This is a genomic window from Pantoea sp. B65, from assembly GCF_047308185.1.
Lineage (GTDB): Bacteria > Pseudomonadota > Gammaproteobacteria > Enterobacterales > Enterobacteriaceae > Erwinia.
On sequence record NZ_JAHXPU010000011.1, the window covers coordinates 202,401 to 220,133 of the forward strand.

Consider the following 17,733-nt stretch of genomic DNA (forward strand, 5'->3'; position numbering starts at 1 on the left):
GGTTTTATCCACCAAAGATATCGCTAAATTTCGCCCGCACCTGCTTATCGTCGGCCACGGCTTTATCCGCGTCCAGCGTCAGCAATCTGATGCTGTCAATCGCGGCAAACCCCTCCGGTGCGGCAACGCGCTTATCGATCGGACGATTGCCTTGCTCTGCTACCAGCTGCTGGCCTTTTTCCGACAGCAGGAAATCAACAAAAGCTTTCGCTGCGGCGACGTTATGCGCACCGGAGAGAATCGCTACCGGTTCAGTAACAAAAGAAGCGCCCTCTTTCGGATACACCAGGTCAATCGGCGATCCCTGCTTTTTGGCACGAATAATATCGGCATCGGTGATCACACCATATTTTGCCATACCGCTGGCTACCGCTTTCAACGCCGGACCATTGCCGCCTTCCGGGGTAACGCCGTTTGCCGCCAGCTTCTGATAGAACGCCCAGCCAATATCCGGAGTATTAATGGCAGTATGCAGATGATAGAGCGCCGCGCCGGAATAGAGCGGACTTGGCACCACCACCTGACCTTTATTGCTGACATCGGTCAGTGCCATCCAGCTATCCACCGGCTGCGCATTTTTGGTGTTATAACCAATGACGGTGGCAATGATTTTAGTGCCAAACCAGGTTTTATCCTTGTCGTAAAACTCAGCGCTGATATTGCTTACCGGCGCCGCGGCATAAGGCATCAGCTGGCCCTCTTTTTTCAGCGCGCCAAGGTTGATGGCATCCGCCACCAGCAGCACGTCTGCTTTCACCTGCCCGCTCATCTTCTCGGTACGCAGCACGTTCATTAACTGCGTGGTACCGTTACGCGTCCACTCTACTTCAATGCCGGGGTTTGCCGCTTTAAACGCATCAATGGTCTGCTGGGCAATTTCCGGGGCCTGCGAGGTATAGACCACCAGCTTGCCATCAGCGGCAATCGACATCCCCGAAAGCAGCGATCCGGTTAAAATTATCAGAGCTTTCAGGTGGGTGCGCAATGTGTACATGTAGCAGGTATCCTTAATCGTCAAATTAACTGGCGGTGGGGATCACCCAACCATCATCCGCGGTCAGCATCAGCCGATCGCCGCAGCGCAACTGTTGCGCATCGGTCAGGTGAAGCGTTAAACGGCAGCTGTCATCTTCTGGCTCTACGTCCAGCTGGCTGTAGCCGCCGCGATAAATCAGGCGCTGAATGCGCACCGCAAACCCCGCTTCATCTTCATGCGCCAGCCGCAGATCGGCAGCGTGCAGGCATACCTTGCCGCGCGGCGCCACCGGCTGTTCAGCTCTGGCCCGCAGCCGCAGCCGCACGCCAAGCAGTGTGACCCAGGCATAGCCGTTATGATCCGGTTCGATATCCGTTACGTCGATCACCCGGCCATCATCGATAAAGCGCGCCACCATTTCACAGGCCGGCTCGCGATAGAGGGTCCGGGGGCTGGCAAACTGCATGACGCGCCCGGCATCCATCACCACCACACGATCGGCAATCGCCATCGCTTCCTGCTGGTCATGAGTGATATACAGCAGCGTGGCGCCGGAATGGTGGTGGAAACGGGCAAACTCCTCCTCCATCGCGGCGCGCAGATGCACATCAAGATTGGCTAACGGTTCATCCAGCAGCACCACTTGCGGGCGTGCCACCAGACAGCGCGCCAGCGCCACACGCTGGCGCTGGCCGCCGGAGAGATCGGCAGGATTGCGTTCAGCAAAACCTTCCAGCCCCACCAGTTCCAGTGCGCTTTGCGTGCGCTGGCGGCGTTCATTCGTCGCGACGCCGCTGACTTTCAGGCTGTAGGCGATGTTTTCCGCCACGCTCATATGTGGCCATAACGCATAGCTCTGGAAGACAATCCCCAGCTGGCGTTTTTCCGGTGGTAAGTGAGTGTTTGCCGAGGAATAAAGACGGTCACCGACGCTGATGGAACCGCTGTCGATGGTTTCAAAACCGGCCAGCGTACGTAGCAGCGTGGTTTTACCACAACCGGAAGGGCCCAGCACGGCAACAAACTCGCCGTGCTGAATATGCAGAGTGACATCCTGCAACACCGCCTGCGAAGCAAAAGATTTGGATAGCTGTTTGATGATGATTTCAGACATAACGCCAGAGTGACTCACCAGACTGTTAATTGCCTGAACATACCGCGGAATTGTTGCAGTAAAGTGACGCCGCGCATCTCGTTAACGGGTTAGCAAAATCTCAATCTGCGGGCACAGCGCCATAGCGAGAAAATAAATAACACTGAAATAATTAATTTGAAAACAGCATGTTTAACAAACCATTTATTTTAAACAGTTTGCCGCTACCCTGGAGTCAGCAAATACCAAAAATGTGAGAGGGCACGGAGCAGGTTACAGGCTACTTTTTATCACCGCACTGTATCTTCTGTCGCAATAATTGTGGCCATATCTGCGACCAGTCGCCTTCATGGCCGATATTCGGGATCAGTTGCCAGCTGGCACATTTACCTACTGCGGCGGCAAAATCGCGGCCAATAAATGGCGGTACGATATTATCTTCCGCGCCGCTGAAATGCCGTTGTGGGATCGTGGCGATCCGTGCGACCTCATCCGCAGGATTCAGGGAGTCAGGCATTGGCGACACCTTATGGAAGCGGTTAATCGCCCGATGGTCAAGATTACCGGCAACGGTACGCAACAACGTGACATCGCTGCGCCGTGCCGCCAGCAGCGCGGCGACTGCTGCGCCACCTGAGTAACCGGTAAGGATGATCGGTTGTCCGGGAGTACGACTGAGATAGTGGGTCATCGCCTGGTCCATCGCCGCAATCACTTCCGGCGCAAAGCGTTTTCCGGTCCAGTAGTCGGTCTGGCAGCGCGGATTTTGCGTCATCGGGACAAACTGGCAGGGTCTGGCCAGATAAAGCACATTCGGCGCGCTATCAGCTACCGCGAGAGATAAACCGATGGCCTTACGTGGCGTCGGGTCGTCGGATGGCTGGTAGCGATTACGCCAGGCCCGGCCATCCCCTTCGATATAAATATGCAACGGCTGGTCAGCACGCGTGATGCGCACCCATGCCGCCAGCGCAAAAGGCGTCGCCTGCACGGTTTCCCGCTGTAAGCCCGCCGATCGCGCCATCTGGTCAGCATGCAGTAACGGATCGCCCGCACAACCAGTCAGCAGAAACAGCAATATAACCACCAGCGCCGTTTTGCATCTTAGTTGTGCAGACGGGCCGCCGCCCGTCCGCATCAGTGTCATCAGAACTGCCAGCGCAATTGCAGGTTACCGCTATGGCTGTCATAGCTGTTGGCCAGTTCCCCGGTATAGATAACCGACAGGCTCAGATTATTGTTATGCACCAGCGTGGTCCCCACTGACAATACCGCCGTGTTGGCAATCGGACGCGATCCGCTGCTGATAAAAGAGGTAGAGCCGGTGCTGTCCGCGGAGAAATTAGCCGCCGATTGCGGCGCATGGTCATGGAACTCATGACGCCATCCCAGCTGGGTAAACGGAATCAGGTCACCAGCCGAAATGTTGAAACTATGCCCGAGCTTCACCGCCAGATCGCTTTTCAGCGAGGTGCTTGTCGCATCAGAAACCGACAGTCCGGCACCGTTACCACCTGATTCGCTATAGCCATTCTGGCGCAGAATGCTGTAAGTCAGCCCGGCAATCGGCGTCAGCGTGGTGCTACCGGAACCCAGCTGGAACGGATAACCGGTCTGACCGGCGACAATATACTGCATCCCCGCGAACGATCCGCTGGCATCGCCGTTAAAACCGGTAAAGTCGATCTGACGCTTAGTGTCGTACTGATGATGTACCGCACCTGTCGACAGATCGAAGAACCACGGCTGGGCGTCGTAGCTGCCGTAACCGAATACCCCCCAGGATCTGATATTGACCGAACTGCCGGCGTTATCACCGGTGTTGTCGACGGCAGTACCAGCATAGCTGGTCAGTGCGCCCAGACGCAGATGCTCGCCGACGGCGGAATCTCCACCGATTAGCAGACCGCCAAAGCGTGCGTCATAACCTGCCGTGTCATCAAGCTGATCCTGACTGGCCACACCGCCGAAACCACGGCCCCAGACCGCAATATCACCGTCATTTTCACCGGTGGCGATACCACTGCCGCTGGCAGGTGACTGACGCATCACATCAGCCCGCTGCGAGATCACATTCAGTACCGCATTGGTCGGCGCAGAAGAGGCTCTGGCGGAGGCTGACGCCATCGCCGCCGGACTCAGCTGGGCGCCGGCACGGTTGGCTTCCGCAGAGTTCCCCAGCGCAGCACTGGCGTTAAACACATTCAGCAGCGAGGCATCGGTGCCGGGATAGTTAAACAGGCCAGAAAAGGCTGATTTCGCGGTGGACGTGGTGGCGAAGCTTTTCGGTTCGGAACTGCCTGAACCACCCGATCCGCCATTACCACCTGAATTATCAGGTAACGCAACCAGTGTTAACACCAGATCCGTCTTACTGCTGTCGGCGCTGTCGGTCACCGCAGCGCCCGTCAGTGTACCGGTATAGCCGCTGGCACTATAATTCAGGCTGCTGGCGTGGTATTCGGTGCCATCGCTGGCGGCCTGCACCACTACATAGCGTTGACCCTGAGCAAAAGCATAGCTACCCAGCTTAACCAGTGAAACGCTGGATCCGCTGGCTATATTGGCGCTGCCCGACACCACCAGACGTCCGTAGCCGCTATCAGTGCTGATGGCACCGGTGGTAATGGCGTTATCCGCCACGCCGATCAACAGGCTGGCATCGTGGTCCTGACTGTAGTTGCCGTTGATCGCGACAATGTTGTTGACCTGCAATGCGGCAGCCTGGTTCGATACCTGGCCACTGCCCAGGGTGATATTGTCGTTTAACAGCATATTGCCGGAAGCGAACACCAGGTCACCACTGGTAATGGTAATAGTTCCCTGGCCGCTGGCCTGATAACCGGTGAGCGTACCAAAGGTAGAGCCGCTGCCGCCGTTAAAGATCAGACCGTTGGCGGAAGAGATATTTCCCTCAATTGACCCACTGTTGGTGATAGAACCAATGCTGCCGGTACTATTGTAAATCGCAAAACTGTCGCCGGTGATCAGCCCGGAGTTAGTGATACTGCCGATCGAGCCGCCACCGTAGAAATTGCCGAACCCGTAGTGGCCGCTGATGGTGCCAGTGTTATCGAAAGAGTTAAGCGTGGCGCCGCTTTGAATAACGACCGCATAAGGACCAGTGATATTTCCGCTATTGGTTATGGAACCCACGGTGCCGCCACTGGCCCAGATGACACCATCAGTAGAAGTAATGGTACCGGAGTTGATAATGCTGTCGATCGACCCGGTGCTGAAAATCCCTTCACGACCAGAGATGGTGCCGGCATTACTCAGCGTGCCAATGGTCGAGGAGTTGCTGATGCCGTTACCAGACGTTGCCACAATCGAACCGCTATCGGTAACGGAAACAGAGTCCATTGGCGTGGTAACCGCCAGGGTGCTGGTGGTATTTTCAGAAATCACGATCGTCGTCGAAGGTACTGCCTCAGCCTGAGGGAGCAGCGCAATCAGCGAACTTATCGCTAAAACTAAGGGTTTCACCTTAAACGGCACAGATGTCATAAAGCCTTCCATACATGAGAGTAATTGATAGTGGTGGTCATATCGTTCCGCTGACAGCAATGGCGTAAACCAAACGACCAGTACGCTAAGTGAGCAATGGTTTGCCCTACTTTCTGAGACAGACATCTGTGGTTAAAGAAAAACTGAGAAATAGCTCAAGCGCGACTGATGAATCACTGACGAGAGAGAACCAGATGTTGTATACAGAATCTTACAAAATGAAGGGGCACTAAGATGGCGCAATAAGCAGCAGCTTTGTATGACTTATCGACCGATGGGGCAGGCTAAAGTTTTCGCCGCGTTGAACCAGAGCAGATAATCTGCTGGTGAAAAGCGGCCTTACGCGATGATGGCACGTTGTTGCGGATGGCAGCGGGCGGCATCACTCTACCGCCGCCCGGCGGGGTTAACGTTTCGCCAGCAGACGGGGAATTTCGCGCAGGCACCATGCTTTGGCTTCACCCATGCTGTCGCGCCGCCAGGCCATAATAATATCGATTTCACGCGAGTATTCCGGGCTGACCACCCGCAAACGGCCAGCCGCGATATCTTTTTCTACCAGCGGATACGGCATGGTGGCGACACCAAGACCCGCCAGCAGCGCATTACGTTTATCCTCAATCGAACTAACGGTTAAACGCTGTTGTTTATCCAGTAGCTGAACAGTGAGAACCGGTCGCTCTCGTGCCGTGTCGGCCACGGCAATACCGCGATACTTCACGCGCGTCACTTCGGACAGTGGCTCAGGCTCGTTATGAATCGGGTGATCCGGGCTGGCAACATAGACGCTGACCATACTGTATAACTTGCGGGTGTTGATCTCCGACGACGCGCGGAAATGCATATCCGGTGCAATCACGATATCCGCCCGGCCCTGTTCCAGCCGCTCCCAGGCGCCAGCCAGAACTTCGGTGATCAGTGAGATCTGGGTATTGGCTTTATCCGCCAGCTTCTCCACCAGCGGAAACAGCAGTTCGGTCGGCACCAGCGCCTCAGTGACAATCGTCAGATGGGTTTCCCAGCCACGCGCCAGCGCTTCGGCATCGGTAGTGAGTTTGTCGGCGGCTTCCAGCAGCACCCGCCCACGCTCCAGCAACATACGGCCAACATTGGTGAACTTGGTACGATGGCCGGAGCGGTCAAACAGCACCACATCCAGCTCTTCTTCCAGCTTTTGCATGGTGTAACTGAGCGCCGACGGCACCCGCCCCAATTCATCAGCCGCCGCGGCAAAGCTTCCGCGTCGATCAATGGCGTCCATTACCCGTAAAGCTTCTAACGTTAAGGCCCGATCTTTAGCCATCAGGATTCTCTGTCAGGAAATTTGAATATACCCAGCAGATTAACTGGCTAACAATCCGGCGTCCAGAAACTTACCATGGAATCATGAAGAGCGTCCGCCACTCCGGGGCAGGACGACGCTGGAGGTTAAAACAATTATGATTACATCACGTGCAGCGAAAGAGTGTGGCCAGGCCGATTACGGCTGGTTGCAAGCGCGCTATACCTTCTCCTTTGGACACTATTTTGACCCGCAACTACTCGGCTACGCCTCTTTGCGCGTGCTTAATCAGGAAGTGCTGGCGCCCGGGGCTTCTTTTCAGCCACGCAGCTATCCGAAGGTCGATATTCTGAATCTGATCCTGCAGGGTGAAGCGGAATATCGCGACAGTGAAGGCAACCATACCAGCGCCCGCGCCGGTGAAGCCCTGCTGCTCTCCGCGCAGGCAGGTGTCACCTGGAGTGAGCATAACCTCAGTAAAGAGACGCCGTTGACGCGTATGCAACTGTGGCTTGATGCCTGTCCGGAACGTGAGAACGCCCTGATGCAGCGGGTGAACATTAACCCACGCCAGGTTGCCACCCTGCTGGCTTCGCCGGATGGCGCGCAGGATAGTCTGCAATTGCGTCAGCAGGTGTGGATCCACCATATTGATCTGCCGGCGGGCGAAAGCTGGACGGTAAATCTGCACGGACCACGCGCCTATCTGCAGTCGATTCATGGTGCATTGCAGGCGGAGACCCACTCACGCCAGCAACAGGTGCTGACCTGTGGTGATGGCGCCTTTTTGCAGGAAGAAGCGAGCGTCACGCTCACCGCCGAGTCGCCGCTGCGCGCGCTGGTGATTGATTTACCGGTGTGATTAGGGGACAGTCCGGAAGACGGGCGGCGACAACGCCGCCCTTGTAGAGGCTATTTCAGAATAGTAAATGCGGTGGTGACATGCCTGACGCCACTCACCCGGCTGGCGATATCCGCGGCGGCTTTCGCTTCTTGTGCCGTCACCAGGCCCAGTAAGAACACTTCGCCATTCTCGGTGGTCACCTTCACGTTAGAGGATTTCACCAGATCGCTGCCCAGCAGCTGCGAACGGACTTTAGTGGTGATCCAGGTGTCAGATGAGGACGTGGCCAGGCTCACTTTACTGCCCTGACGGATCTCGTTATACACTTCGGTGGCGCCATCAACACCGACGGTAATCTGTTTGGCGCGAGTGGCAATATCGCTGCTCGGTGCCTGACCGGTTAACAATACTTTACCCTGATAAGCGGTTGGCACAATGCGTGCTTCCGTTTTAATCTGTTGATCTTTCGCCAGCGCATTGTTGACGCGTAGCTCTAAGGTGCCATCATCCACCTGAGTGCCGACGGTACGCGGGTCAGTTGCCGATTTGGTGGCCACGGCTGCGCTACCTACAACCACTGCTGCGCAGCCCTGTAGCATCAGGGCGGTAAGAATAACTGCCACTGCAGATAATGCCTTCATTTAAGCTCCTTCAAACATCCTGGTGGGGAAATAAGGTGTTATCTATCAAATCGCACAGGCAATTCACGGTTAACATGTGCATTTCCTGTATCCTTGCGCTTCTGTGTGAGGGGATGCGAATCTCCACATCCTGTGGTCCCAGCAAACCGGCGAGCTCACCGCCGTCATAACCGGTAAGCGCAATGATATTCATATCACGCGTTACCGCCGCCTCAACGGCTTTTACAATATCACGGCTATTACCACGAGTTGAAATCGCCAGCAATATATCCCCCGCATGGCCCAGCGCACGCACCTGTTTGGCATAGATCTCGTCATGCAGACGATCGTTACCAATGGCGGTCAGCAGCACATTGTCGGCACTGAGAGCAATCGCCGGTAAACTCGGGCGCTCGGTCTCAAAGCGGTTGATCATACTGGCGGCAAAATGCTGAGCATTGGCGCTGGAGGTACCGTTACCACAGCTCAGAATTTTATTGCCATTAAGCAGAGACTGAACCATGGTTAATGCGGCGCGCGAGATGGCATCAGGCAGCGCTTCGGCTGCTGCGATCTGTGTTTGAATACTCTCTGTAAAACAACCTTTAATTCTTTCCAGCACGTTTTCACCCGATTTTAATCTTCTGCATTAAACGCATCGGGCAACCACTCAAGCTGATCCCCGGTGATAGCGACGACATCAAAACGACAGTCGAGTGTAGCAAAACTGGCGTTGCGCATCGCCAGCCAAATTGCCGCCGCCCGTAATAACTTCCGCTGTTTGTGCCGTGTTACGCTGGCGGCTGCGCCGCCGAAGCGGGCATCACGCCGGTAGCGTACCTCAACAAACACCCATTGCTGCTGGTCTCGCATAATGAGATCCAGCTCGCCGCCACGAAAACGGACGTTGGCGGCGGCGAACTGTAATCCGGCCTGTTCCAGATAGCGGCGGGCGATTAACTCATAGTCCGCCCCCTGTTGCTGGCGACTCAGGTGGCCGGAACGATTTGTCCCTGACGATACTGGCTCCATGACAACTTCCTGTTGATCACGCAATCCTGGGTGGCGCTCAGCTTACCGGTGTTGCCCTCAAGCTGGAAACCCGGTAGCTGGCGGACTTCGCTAAAGTGGTTCGCCAGCGTCCAGGCATCAATGCCCATGGCATACAGACGCACCAGCGAATAGTCATTATTAAATGACTTCGCCGCCTGCTGCATCAGCGCCGGATTAGCCCCGGTCAGCAGCGGAATATCGCTAAACTGCAACCCTTCCATCTCCAGACGGTAATCCGGACCGGCTCCGGCCTGAGAGCTGCGTGAGCTGGCATACAGCGCCACGTTGTCGCGACTGCTGACGCGCATCGCAATCATTGGCTTAATCAGTTGCAGCTCGCTTTGCGTTGACACGATATAAGTCGCATCCACACTGCCGGCAGAGGCCACTGGCGGTGCCGTCACCGTCGGCGCCGGGATAGTCAGACCGGCAACGGCCACGCTTTGCGGCGCCTGCTGCGGTGCGCTGACTGGCGTTCCGCTCAGACTGATACCCGCGCCGCTGTTAATCCCCTGCTTCAGTTCACTGGTAGAGCCAAACTGCTGTTTCAGTACCGTGCCGCCGCCCAGTTTCTGCCATTCAGCGGTAAAGGCGACACTGATGCGATCGCCCAGCGAACCACGCGGAACCAGCAACAGCGGCGCCCGTTTGCCCTGATCCCAGATATGATGCGCCGCATCGCGCGCTTCATCTTCAGGAGAAAGGGCAAAATAACAAAGGTTCGGACGGTTCTGGATCTGCTCCGGTTCATTCAGCGCCAGCACATTGAGCGCCGTCTGACTGCCAGCCAGCTCCTCGACATTGTTTTTCAGCAGCGGACCGACCACCAGAGTAGCGCCATCCTGTTGCGCCTGGGCCAATACCTGAGCCAGCGGCTGAGTACTGGTATCGTAGACTTTTACTTCCGCATTGCTGGCAGCAGCAGCCACGGGTGGGGTGGCGTTCGCTGGCGGCGTGGCGCTGGCATCGGTCGCCGCGCCAGCTGACGGGGTGACTGCCGTGCCGGCGCCATCCGTTGGCGTCGGTTGCGCGCTGCCCGCTGGCGACGCGCCATCAGCAGCCGGCGCGGCAGCTGGCTGTGGCGCCGCGCTTAACACACCGTTTTTCGCATCGTTAAAGCCTTTCTGAATGGCACTGGCAAAAATCTGCGCCTGACCGCTCATCGGCAGCAACAGCGCGATTTTACCGGTTGAAGCCTGCTGGTAGTTCTGCACCTGGCTTAATGCCGTCGGCAGGGTTTTCGCCGCCGGATTGTTCGGATAGCGCGTCTGCCAGTCGCTAATACCGGCCTTCAGCATATCCGGATCGTTGCGGTTGGCGTTATACACTCCCAGCAGATCCAGCCAGCCTTGCAGGACATTTTCATTGGCGTTAATCACCAGACTGTTCATCTGATCCGGCGTCATCTGCACCAGCGTCTGCCAGGTGGCATCAATATTCTTCTGATGACTATCACCTTGCAACAGCGGTTCCTGCGCCACCAGCGCGCGCAGCAGCGTCAGCGACGGGCGGTTCTGGTTAGCGGCAATCTGCAACTGCCAGTAACGCGCCTGCTGATCGGTCGACAAACCGGACGGATCCAGTTTATCGAGAATAGCCTGACCACCGGCGATATCCTGGCTGCCAAGCGCGCTCTGCGCCTTCAGCAACTGCAGTTCCTGCTGCTGGCTATTGCTCAGCTTGCCGGACAGTTGACTGAGCTGCTGGCTGGCTTGCGGGTACTTCCCTTCATTCAACAGCGCACGTATGGCAAGTAATTGCCAGTCAGCCTTGTTATCATCTGAGCTTTGCTGTATCTGCTGCAAATAATAGTCGGAAGTTTTTGTTGCGGGTTCCTGGACATTTGCCCCGGGAGTTTGCGGTGCCTGACCGGAACATGCTGCTAAAATAAGCCCGGCCAGAAGGACAGGCACGAAGCGTCCTGCTTTATTACGAACGACTTTTGAAGGAAGCATACTGTATCCAGTGATGTTTTTTTCAAGATGCTCAATATTAAATCGGCAATTCGGATGAAACAATGAAACAACTCGATCGGGCAGATATTTCTGCCAGCACGCTCTACATCGTCCCTACGCCGATTGGTAATCTGGGGGATATCACCCAGCGTGCCCTGACGGTGCTTACGAGCGTCGATCTGATCGCTGCGGAAGATACACGTCATACCGGACTGTTGCTACAACATTTCGCCATCAATGCGCGCCTGTTCGCACTCCATGATCATAATGAACAGCAGAAAACAGAACAGTTGCTGGCGAAGCTGCAGGAAGGCCAAAGCATAGCCTTAGTTTCCGATGCAGGCACACCATTGATTAACGACCCGGGCTACCACCTTGTTCGGCGGTGTCGCGAAGCGGGGATCCGCGTCGTGCCACTACCTGGCGCCTGCGCGGCCATTACAGCATTAAGCGCAGCGGGGTTACCGTCCGATCGTTTCTGTTACGAAGGATTTCTGCCGGCCAAAAGCAAAGGCCGTTGCGACACGCTGCGGGCCTTGCAACAGGAACCGCGCACGCTGATCTTCTACGAATCTACCCACCGTCTGCTCGACAGTATGCAGGATATTGCCACAGTTCTCGGCGCAGATCGCTATGTTGTGCTCGCGCGCGAAATCACCAAAACCTGGGAGTCGATTCAGGGGGCGCCAATTGGCGAGCTGCTGGCATGGGTGAAAGAGGATGAAAACCGGCGTAAAGGCGAGATGGTGCTGATTATCGAAGGCTATAAGCAGCAGGCCGACGATGCCCTACCCGCTGAAGCGCTGCGCACCCTGGCGCTACTGCAGGCTGAATTACCGCTGAAAAAGGCGGCGGCGATTACTGCGGAGATCCACGGCCTGAAGAAAAATGCGCTGTATAAGTATGCGCTGGAGCAGCAAGAGGGGTGACAAAGCGCGCGGAATACCCTATTATCCGCGCCGAAGCTGACCAGACAGTCGCCGCTTTGTTGCCGTCCTCTTTCGGGGGGAGACAGACAGAGGGGAGGAAAGTCCGGGCTCCATAGGGCAGGGTGCCAGGTAACGCCTGGGGGGCGAGAGCCTACGACCAGTGCAACAGAGAGCAAACCGCCGATGGCCCATTTATGGGATCAGGTAAGGGTGAAAGGGTGCGGTAAGAGCGCACCGCGCGGCTGGCAACAGTTCGTGGCACGGTAAACTCCACCCGGAGCAAGGCCAAATAGGGGTTCACTTGGTACGGCCCGTACTGAACCCGGGTAGGCTGCTTGAGCCAGTGAGCGATTGCTGGCCTAGATGAATGACTGTCCACGACAGAACCCGGCTTATCGGTCAGTTTCACCTATCAGAAACCCCCGGCAATATGTATTGCCGGGGGTTTTATCATTTCTTGCCGGCCCCATAAAACACATTAGCCAAAATAACCGGCGCGGCAACGTCAGGTACCCAGGCTAAAGCCGGCTTAAACAATCCATCGCTATTGCCTTAAAACTGGCGAAATCCGCGCTGTCACGCAGCCGGGTCATTGCCCTTTCACGCATAAAAGTGACAAACAGATCGTAGATTGCCATCGCCTCTTCATATTCCGTTTTGCTGATGGCCAGCAGGAAAATCACATGGGCGGTTTCATCTCCCCACTTAATTCCCTGCGGCGCCAGCACGGTATAGACCACGGTTTTCCTTGCCAGCAGACCTAACGAGTGCGGTAACGCTATCCCTTCCCCGAGCATGGTACTGACAATCGCTTCGCGCTCTTCCACCGACGGGTAAAAGGCGTCGTCGACATAGCCTTCCTGCTGTAGCTGATCGCACAATAACCGGAACAGCTGCGATTGCTCCATCGGCTGGTCGATAATGCGAAAGTGGCTGGCATCAAAGAATTTTTCCAGCATATAAGGGCGGGTGCGATCCACCAGCACCAGTTTACCAATCTGCTCCAGCTGATAGTCGGTCGGGAACGGCGACATGATCACTACCGGCTTATCTTTCTCACTGAGGCGCGCAGTGGAGATAATAAAATCCTCATCAACTACCGCCAGCGCTTCATACTCGCGCAGCGAGATAACGTTTTTCACCACAATTTGCGGATACTTACGCATTAACATCGCCTGAATCATGCGTACCGTCGAGTTGCCGGTATCACACACCAGCATTACCTGGGGATGGCGCTGATAGCCAACGTTGTAATGGCGCTCCAGTCCGACGCCGATATGCAGCACCAGGAAACCCACTTCGTTCTCGCTGATCACATAAGGCGTATATTTGCCCCAACTGGATACCGCCGCCAGGGTGACATCATAGGCCAGCGGATAGTGCTGTTTGATATTGGCCAGTAGTGGATTGGGGATATTAATCTGGTAACGCACCCGGGTGATCATGGTCTTAATATGCGTCAGCAGATCGGCATGCAGCTGGGCATCAGCTTGCAGATTAAAATTGTAGTGGTTATTGATATAGCTAAGGATGTAATCCACCAGCGCATCGCCGTCGTCCGGACTGATGGCGCTGGGCGCAATCTCCTGTACCCGGCGCGCGGCGATATTGACCCGTAACCAGGTCTCTTCCGCCGGGGAAATCGCTTTCCCGGTAATCGGCCGCATCAGGTTGATAATATGACGCGCCGCGTCGCGCACATCGTCATCGACATCTTCAGCGCTAAAGTCGGATAGCGGGTAGCCTTCACTGATACGCCGCACCGCCACCGCACAGTAGAGGCGCAGATAGTACTCGCTGTCATCGCTCATGCGCACATGAAAACGCGCGAAGCACTGATGCAGCAGCGGCTGCAGGGTCGCCAGCATACCGCTGTTAAGCGCTTCCAGACTGAGTAACGGGCTTTCATTAGCCTGGCGCGAAATCTGATACAACAGATCGGTCAGACAGGCGCGAATCGACACTTCGCTGCCGAACAATTTCATGCCATAGCGCGGCCGGGTTTCAATCGTCAGGTTATAGCGGTTCAGCCACTCTCTCACTTCAGCCATATCGCTTTGCAGCGTGGCGCGGCTGACGAACCACTCTTCCGCCAGATCTTCCAGCTTCAGGGAAAAAGCTGACGTGAGAAAGCGGGTTAACAGGTAATGCACCCGTTCGGTTGAAGTGCGTGGCACGCGCAGATGTGACGGAGACTCATGCAACAAACGGCTGTAGCGCGCGGCATCATCAATTTTAAGCTGATACCCTTCGCCGCGAGTCAGCACAAAATGGGCGCCGTGCCCGGCCAGCAGCTGGTTTAACGCGGTGATATCAGTGCGTACGGTGCGCGTCGAGATGGCAAAACGTCGCGCCAGCTCATCCTGCGGCAGGGTTTCGTTTTGCAGCGCATCAAACAGCTGGGCCAGTCGTTGATTGGGGAATCTCACATTACCTATCCATCACAGGGAAGCAGGTGCAAACACTGAATACCGGGGCCATTAACGGCCCCGGCCGGGTTATGCCAGTAACTCTTTCGTCATAGCCAACAGTGTAGCGACATCTGCCGGCCGCGTATTGCCGCTGTCGGCATCAATAATCGAACTGTAGATATGCGGAATAATTTTGCTGACGCCGGCATTCAGCGCAATCTGCAGAATCGCCGGATAGTTTTCCAGATCGATGCCGCCGGTCGGTTCCAGCCAGAAATCGTACTGCGCGCAGGCAGCTGCCACCGCGGTAAACTCCCCGACCGATTTCAGCCCGCCCATCGGGAAATACTTCACGGAGCTACCGCCCATATCTTTCAGCAGTGCGATAGCGGTTTCGATCGGCACAATGCCGTCAGCCGCCTGCGAACTCAGTGGCCCGGTGGAAATTTTTACCATGCCTGGCGTACCGGTGGGCGAAATCAGACCATTCACCACCGTCTGACTCTGCCCCAGCAGCGCGCGGCTGGTCGCCACGCCGGTAAATACCTGGTTAACGTGCTGCGGCTGAACCTGACGCGAGATCTCGCTAACCATCGCCGACTGATGGGGATCGCCCGCGCCGAGGCCGACGGAGAGCGCATTATCGATCAGCGCCGCATAATCACGCATATCCGCCACGGCGCTGTCGACGCTATGATAATTTTTCGACAACACGCCCACCAGCACGTGGCCTTCCGCCGCCTGCCAGATCGCCTGCGCATTCTGTTTTGAACCCGCCAGCACGTTCAGACAAACGCGATCGCGGTAAAATTTTGGCGTCAGCGTCATGCGATTTTCTCTCCTGCTAACAAAGCCTTAATACTGATAAAAATGGTATTCAGCTGCTCTGGCGAGACACTGCGCACATCGACTTCAATGATGCCTTCATTGGCCTTATAACCACGAAAATAGATGGCGATGTCACCGGTTTTCAGCGCCTGTACCAGCTCCCCGGTAGTGCGACCGATCACGGCTTCATCACAGTGAATTTCGCTGCGGGCGATATCGCGTCCGGCGCTATCCCAGACGACGCGCGCACGAATGCCGTTCAACCGGTTAAGACTGTCGATAAATGGCGTCATTTTCGCCACCATCTGCTCGCCGGTGACTTTTTCCTGCGTCAGGTAGTTTTCAATCGCCTGGGTCAGGCCGAGAATCCCCTCTTTGCCCACTTTCATTGCCCGGCCAATGCCCGCCGACTGACGCTTTACCCAGCCGACATATTGCTGCTTACCGATCACCAGACCGCTGGTCGGCCCCTCAATCGCTTTTGCTCCACTGTAGATCACCAGATCGGCGCCACACTGGTAATAACCTTGCAGATCCTCTTCCGCCGCCGCATCGACAATAAGCGGCACGCCATGTTTACGCGCAACCACCGCCGCCTGCTCAACGCTGAGATGACTTTTCTGCACGCAGTGGTGAGATTTGATATACAGAATCGCTGCGGTTTGTGGCGTAATCGCGGCGGAAAGCTGCTCAGCAGAGCATTCGTTAGCGTAGCCCGCTTCTACCAGCCGGCCGCCGCCCATCATCACCATGGTGCCAACCGGTGCGCCAAAGTTAACGTTATGTCCTTTCGGCAACACGATATCGTGCGGCACGCTCAGCGGCGCGGCGTGCAGGTTTTCCAGTAGCCAGTCATCGTCTTTCACAATCACCGCCGCCACCGACTGCGCCAGCCCGGCCGACGCACAGGAGACCACCAGCGCATCTTCGGCATTCAGCAGTTTTGCGATATAAGCGCCGGTTTTATTCACCAGATCTTTGATTTCAAAGTAGTGATTCAGCCCATAGTTGACGGTATCGACCACCGTGGCGCTGGGGGTAGAGACTCCCAGAATGGTCATGCGCCCGGAGGCGTTAATCACTTGCTTTAAACCGTATTTTTCATAAATCGAAGTCATGATTGCCCTTCCCTTCATCGGTCACAACCCACTGGCCCGCGACCACTGCCGCTAATGGCACCAGATGTTTCTCGCCCTGAACGCCTTCTCCTTCGGAGTCGACAAACGGGCGGTTTTCCTGTTTGACGGTAAAAATGGTCAGGTCGGCATCGAAACCGGGTTCGAGACGGCCTTTACCTGTCAGGCGCAGCCCCTGCGCCGCTTTACCGGTGACACAATCGATCACCTGCGGCAGCGTCATGCCGACGCTAAAGAATTTCGACATCACATGCGCCAGGTTATGCACCGGGCCGCTGATGCGGTTACGGCAGTAAATATCCGAGCTGATGCTGTCCGGCAGAATGCCCCGGGCGATCGCCGCCCGCGCCACGGCAAAACTGAAGCTGGCGCTACCGTGACCGACATCCAGCCGCACGCCACGCTGGATCGCCCGGCTGATGGCTGCACGTAGCTGTCCGGCCGGGGTCAGAATGCGATTCGGTTTACCGTTATAGCAGTGGGTGATAATGTCGCCAGAGGTCAGCAGGTCGGCGATTTCATCGAGATTCGGCGGGTTATTACCAATATGCACCATCAGCGGCAGGCCGCCATTCTCCTGCTGAATCTCTTTCGCCCGCACCAGCGGTTTGATGCCGTTTTCCCCCACCACGCTGCTACTGATGCGCGCTTTAATCCCGACAATAAAGCCAGGCAAACGCTGCAGCGCAGCGCGCACTCCGACCTTGTCGATCTGGTTCATATCCGCCAGTTCGTTCTGCGTGACGATGCCGGTGCGGGCGATATTCAGCAATGCATACACCTGCGTGGTGGCGCCGCGCGTCAGCTGGTAAAAATCATCAATATCATCCGCGCCGGTACTACCGGCATCAACTACCGTGGTGACGCCGCTGGAGACCCCAATCGCGTCCGCTTCATCATGATAAATCGGTGATTTCGGGTAGCAGTGCACATGTGAATCGATCCATCCGGCGCTGAGATAGTAGCGTCCGGCCAGATCGCGTTGTTGTTTCGCCTCACCTGCTACCGCGCCGACGGCAGCGATTTTGCCGTCGCGTAGCGCAATATCGATCAGGCTTTCATCGCTGAGCCGCGCCCGGCGAATAATCAGATCGAACAT

General features: G+C 56.2%; 15 protein-coding genes and 1 other RNA gene. 3 read left to right on the forward strand and 13 right to left on the reverse strand.

The genetic code is table 11. The features are described 5' to 3' along the window. Positions 1–4 precede the first annotated feature (4 nt). The 5 genes from JWF83_RS01840 to JWF83_RS01860 form a co-directional block, all read right to left on the reverse strand. Positions 5–994: an ABC transporter substrate-binding protein gene (locus tag JWF83_RS01840; RefSeq protein ID WP_413648220.1), complete on the reverse strand. Its 990-nt coding sequence runs from the start codon at positions 992–994 to the stop codon at positions 5–7. Between the two features lie 25 nt (positions 995–1,019). After that, on the reverse strand, positions 1,020–2,090 hold the full coding sequence (locus JWF83_RS01845; protein ID WP_413648222.1) for an ABC transporter ATP-binding protein: 1,071 nt from the start codon (positions 2,088–2,090) through the stop codon (positions 1,020–1,022). Between the two features lie 259 nt (positions 2,091–2,349). Further along, positions 2,350–3,216 (reverse strand): alpha/beta hydrolase, encoded by an 867-nt coding sequence (locus JWF83_RS01850; protein WP_413648223.1) that lies wholly within the window; start codon positions 3,214–3,216, stop codon positions 2,350–2,352. Continuing rightward, entirely contained in the window at positions 3,216–5,576 is a 2,361-nt protein-coding gene (locus JWF83_RS01855; RefSeq protein WP_413648224.1) for an autotransporter domain-containing protein, read from the reverse strand. Before JWF83_RS01855 ends, JWF83_RS01850 begins: the two co-directional genes overlap by 1 nt. Positions 5,577–5,982: 406 nt before the next feature. After that, positions 5,983–6,879, reverse strand: a complete 897-nt coding sequence (locus tag JWF83_RS01860) for a LysR family transcriptional regulator (RefSeq protein WP_413648225.1) — start codon at positions 6,877–6,879, stop codon at positions 5,983–5,985. 136 nt (positions 6,880–7,015) lie between these two features. Between JWF83_RS01860 and JWF83_RS01865 the strand changes: the two genes are divergently transcribed. Further along, entirely contained in the window at positions 7,016–7,720 is a 705-nt protein-coding gene (locus JWF83_RS01865) for a pirin family protein (RefSeq protein ID WP_413648226.1), read from the forward strand. A gap of 50 nt (positions 7,721–7,770) precedes the next feature. On the opposite strand, the gene dolP is transcribed toward JWF83_RS01865, so the two are convergent. Genes dolP through JWF83_RS01885 form a run of 4 tightly spaced genes read right to left on the reverse strand, consistent with a single transcriptional unit; the run spans position 7,771 to position 11,330 of the window. Then, positions 7,771–8,343, reverse strand: a complete 573-nt coding sequence (gene dolP, locus JWF83_RS01870; protein ID WP_413648228.1) for a division/outer membrane stress-associated lipid-binding lipoprotein — start codon at positions 8,341–8,343, stop codon at positions 7,771–7,773. A 10-nt stretch (positions 8,344–8,353) separates the two neighbouring features. Continuing rightward, positions 8,354–8,944: a DnaA initiator-associating protein DiaA gene (gene diaA, locus JWF83_RS01875; RefSeq protein WP_413648229.1), complete on the reverse strand. Its 591-nt coding sequence runs from the start codon at positions 8,942–8,944 to the stop codon at positions 8,354–8,356. 14 nt (positions 8,945–8,958) lie between these two features. After that, complete coding sequence (locus tag JWF83_RS01880; RefSeq protein ID WP_413648231.1) at positions 8,959–9,354, reverse strand: YraN family protein; 396 nt, start codon at positions 9,352–9,354, stop codon at positions 8,959–8,961. Continuing rightward, positions 9,312–11,330, reverse strand: coding sequence for a penicillin-binding protein activator (locus JWF83_RS01885; RefSeq protein WP_413648232.1), 2,019 nt, complete (start codon positions 11,328–11,330; stop codon positions 9,312–9,314). The genes JWF83_RS01880 and JWF83_RS01885 overlap by 43 nt, the downstream gene beginning before the upstream one ends. Positions 11,331–11,392: 62 nt before the next feature. Here JWF83_RS01885 and rsmI point away from each other — a divergent pair, with 62 nt between their 5' ends. Together rsmI and rnpB are read left to right on the forward strand one after the other, a co-directional pair. After that, positions 11,393–12,259, forward strand: a complete 867-nt coding sequence (gene rsmI / locus JWF83_RS01890) for a 16S rRNA (cytidine(1402)-2'-O)-methyltransferase (protein WP_413648234.1) — start codon at positions 11,393–11,395, stop codon at positions 12,257–12,259. A 32-nt stretch (positions 12,260–12,291) separates the two neighbouring features. After that, positions 12,292–12,670, forward strand: an RNA gene (gene rnpB, locus JWF83_RS01895) — RNase P RNA component class A. A 107-nt stretch (positions 12,671–12,777) separates the two neighbouring features. Here rnpB and JWF83_RS01900 read toward each other — a convergent pair. From JWF83_RS01900 to JWF83_RS01915, 4 genes are all read right to left on the reverse strand, one after another. Further along, complete coding sequence (locus JWF83_RS01900; RefSeq protein ID WP_413648235.1) at positions 12,778–14,688, reverse strand: BglG family transcription antiterminator; 1,911 nt, start codon at positions 14,686–14,688, stop codon at positions 12,778–12,780. 69 nt (positions 14,689–14,757) lie between these two features. After that, complete coding sequence (gene dagF, locus JWF83_RS01905; RefSeq protein ID WP_413648236.1) at positions 14,758–15,498, reverse strand: 2-dehydro-3-deoxy-phosphogluconate aldolase; 741 nt, start codon at positions 15,496–15,498, stop codon at positions 14,758–14,760. Then, positions 15,495–16,616: a DgaE family pyridoxal phosphate-dependent ammonia lyase gene (locus tag JWF83_RS01910; protein ID WP_413648238.1), complete on the reverse strand. Its 1,122-nt coding sequence runs from the start codon at positions 16,614–16,616 to the stop codon at positions 15,495–15,497. The genes dagF and JWF83_RS01910 overlap by 4 nt, the downstream gene beginning before the upstream one ends. Then, positions 16,600–17,733 carry an amidohydrolase/deacetylase family metallohydrolase gene (locus tag JWF83_RS01915; protein WP_413648240.1) on the reverse strand — a complete coding sequence of 378 codons (1,134 nt, stop codon included), beginning with the start codon at positions 17,731–17,733 and terminating at the stop codon, positions 16,600–16,602. The genes JWF83_RS01910 and JWF83_RS01915 overlap by 17 nt, the downstream gene beginning before the upstream one ends.

Excerpts from the sequence above, each read along its gene's own strand:
- JWF83_RS01880 (WP_413648231.1), bottom strand. The coding sequence starts at position 9,354 with ATGGAGCCAGTATCGTCAGGGACAAATCGTTCCGGCCACCTGAGTCGC.
- JWF83_RS01860 (WP_413648225.1), bottom strand. The coding sequence starts at position 6,879 with ATGGCTAAAGATCGGGCCTTAACGTTAGAAGCTTTACGGGTAATGGAC.
- JWF83_RS01865 (WP_413648226.1), top strand. The coding sequence starts at position 7,016 with ATGATTACATCACGTGCAGCGAAAGAGTGTGGCCAGGCCGATTACGGC.
- JWF83_RS01855 (WP_413648224.1), bottom strand. The coding sequence starts at position 5,576 with ATGACATCTGTGCCGTTTAAGGTGAAACCCTTAGTTTTAGCGATAAGT.
- JWF83_RS01915 (WP_413648240.1), bottom strand. The coding sequence starts at position 17,733 with ATGTTCGATCTGATTATTCGCCGGGCGCGGCTCAGCGATGAAAGCCTG.
- JWF83_RS01850 (WP_413648223.1), bottom strand. The coding sequence starts at position 3,216 with ATGACACTGATGCGGACGGGCGGCGGCCCGTCTGCACAACTAAGATGC.
- JWF83_RS01910 (WP_413648238.1), bottom strand. The coding sequence starts at position 16,616 with ATGACTTCGATTTATGAAAAATACGGTTTAAAGCAAGTGATTAACGCC.
- rsmI (WP_413648234.1), top strand. The coding sequence starts at position 11,393 with ATGAAACAACTCGATCGGGCAGATATTTCTGCCAGCACGCTCTACATC.
- JWF83_RS01840 (WP_413648220.1), bottom strand. The coding sequence starts at position 994 with ATGTACACATTGCGCACCCACCTGAAAGCTCTGATAATTTTAACCGGA.
- dagF (WP_413648236.1), bottom strand. The coding sequence starts at position 15,498 with ATGACGCTGACGCCAAAATTTTACCGCGATCGCGTTTGTCTGAACGTG.
- JWF83_RS01885 (WP_413648232.1), bottom strand. The coding sequence starts at position 11,330 with ATGCTTCCTTCAAAAGTCGTTCGTAATAAAGCAGGACGCTTCGTGCCT.
- JWF83_RS01845 (WP_413648222.1), bottom strand. The coding sequence starts at position 2,090 with ATGTCTGAAATCATCATCAAACAGCTATCCAAATCTTTTGCTTCGCAG.
- dolP (WP_413648228.1), bottom strand. The coding sequence starts at position 8,343 with ATGAAGGCATTATCTGCAGTGGCAGTTATTCTTACCGCCCTGATGCTA.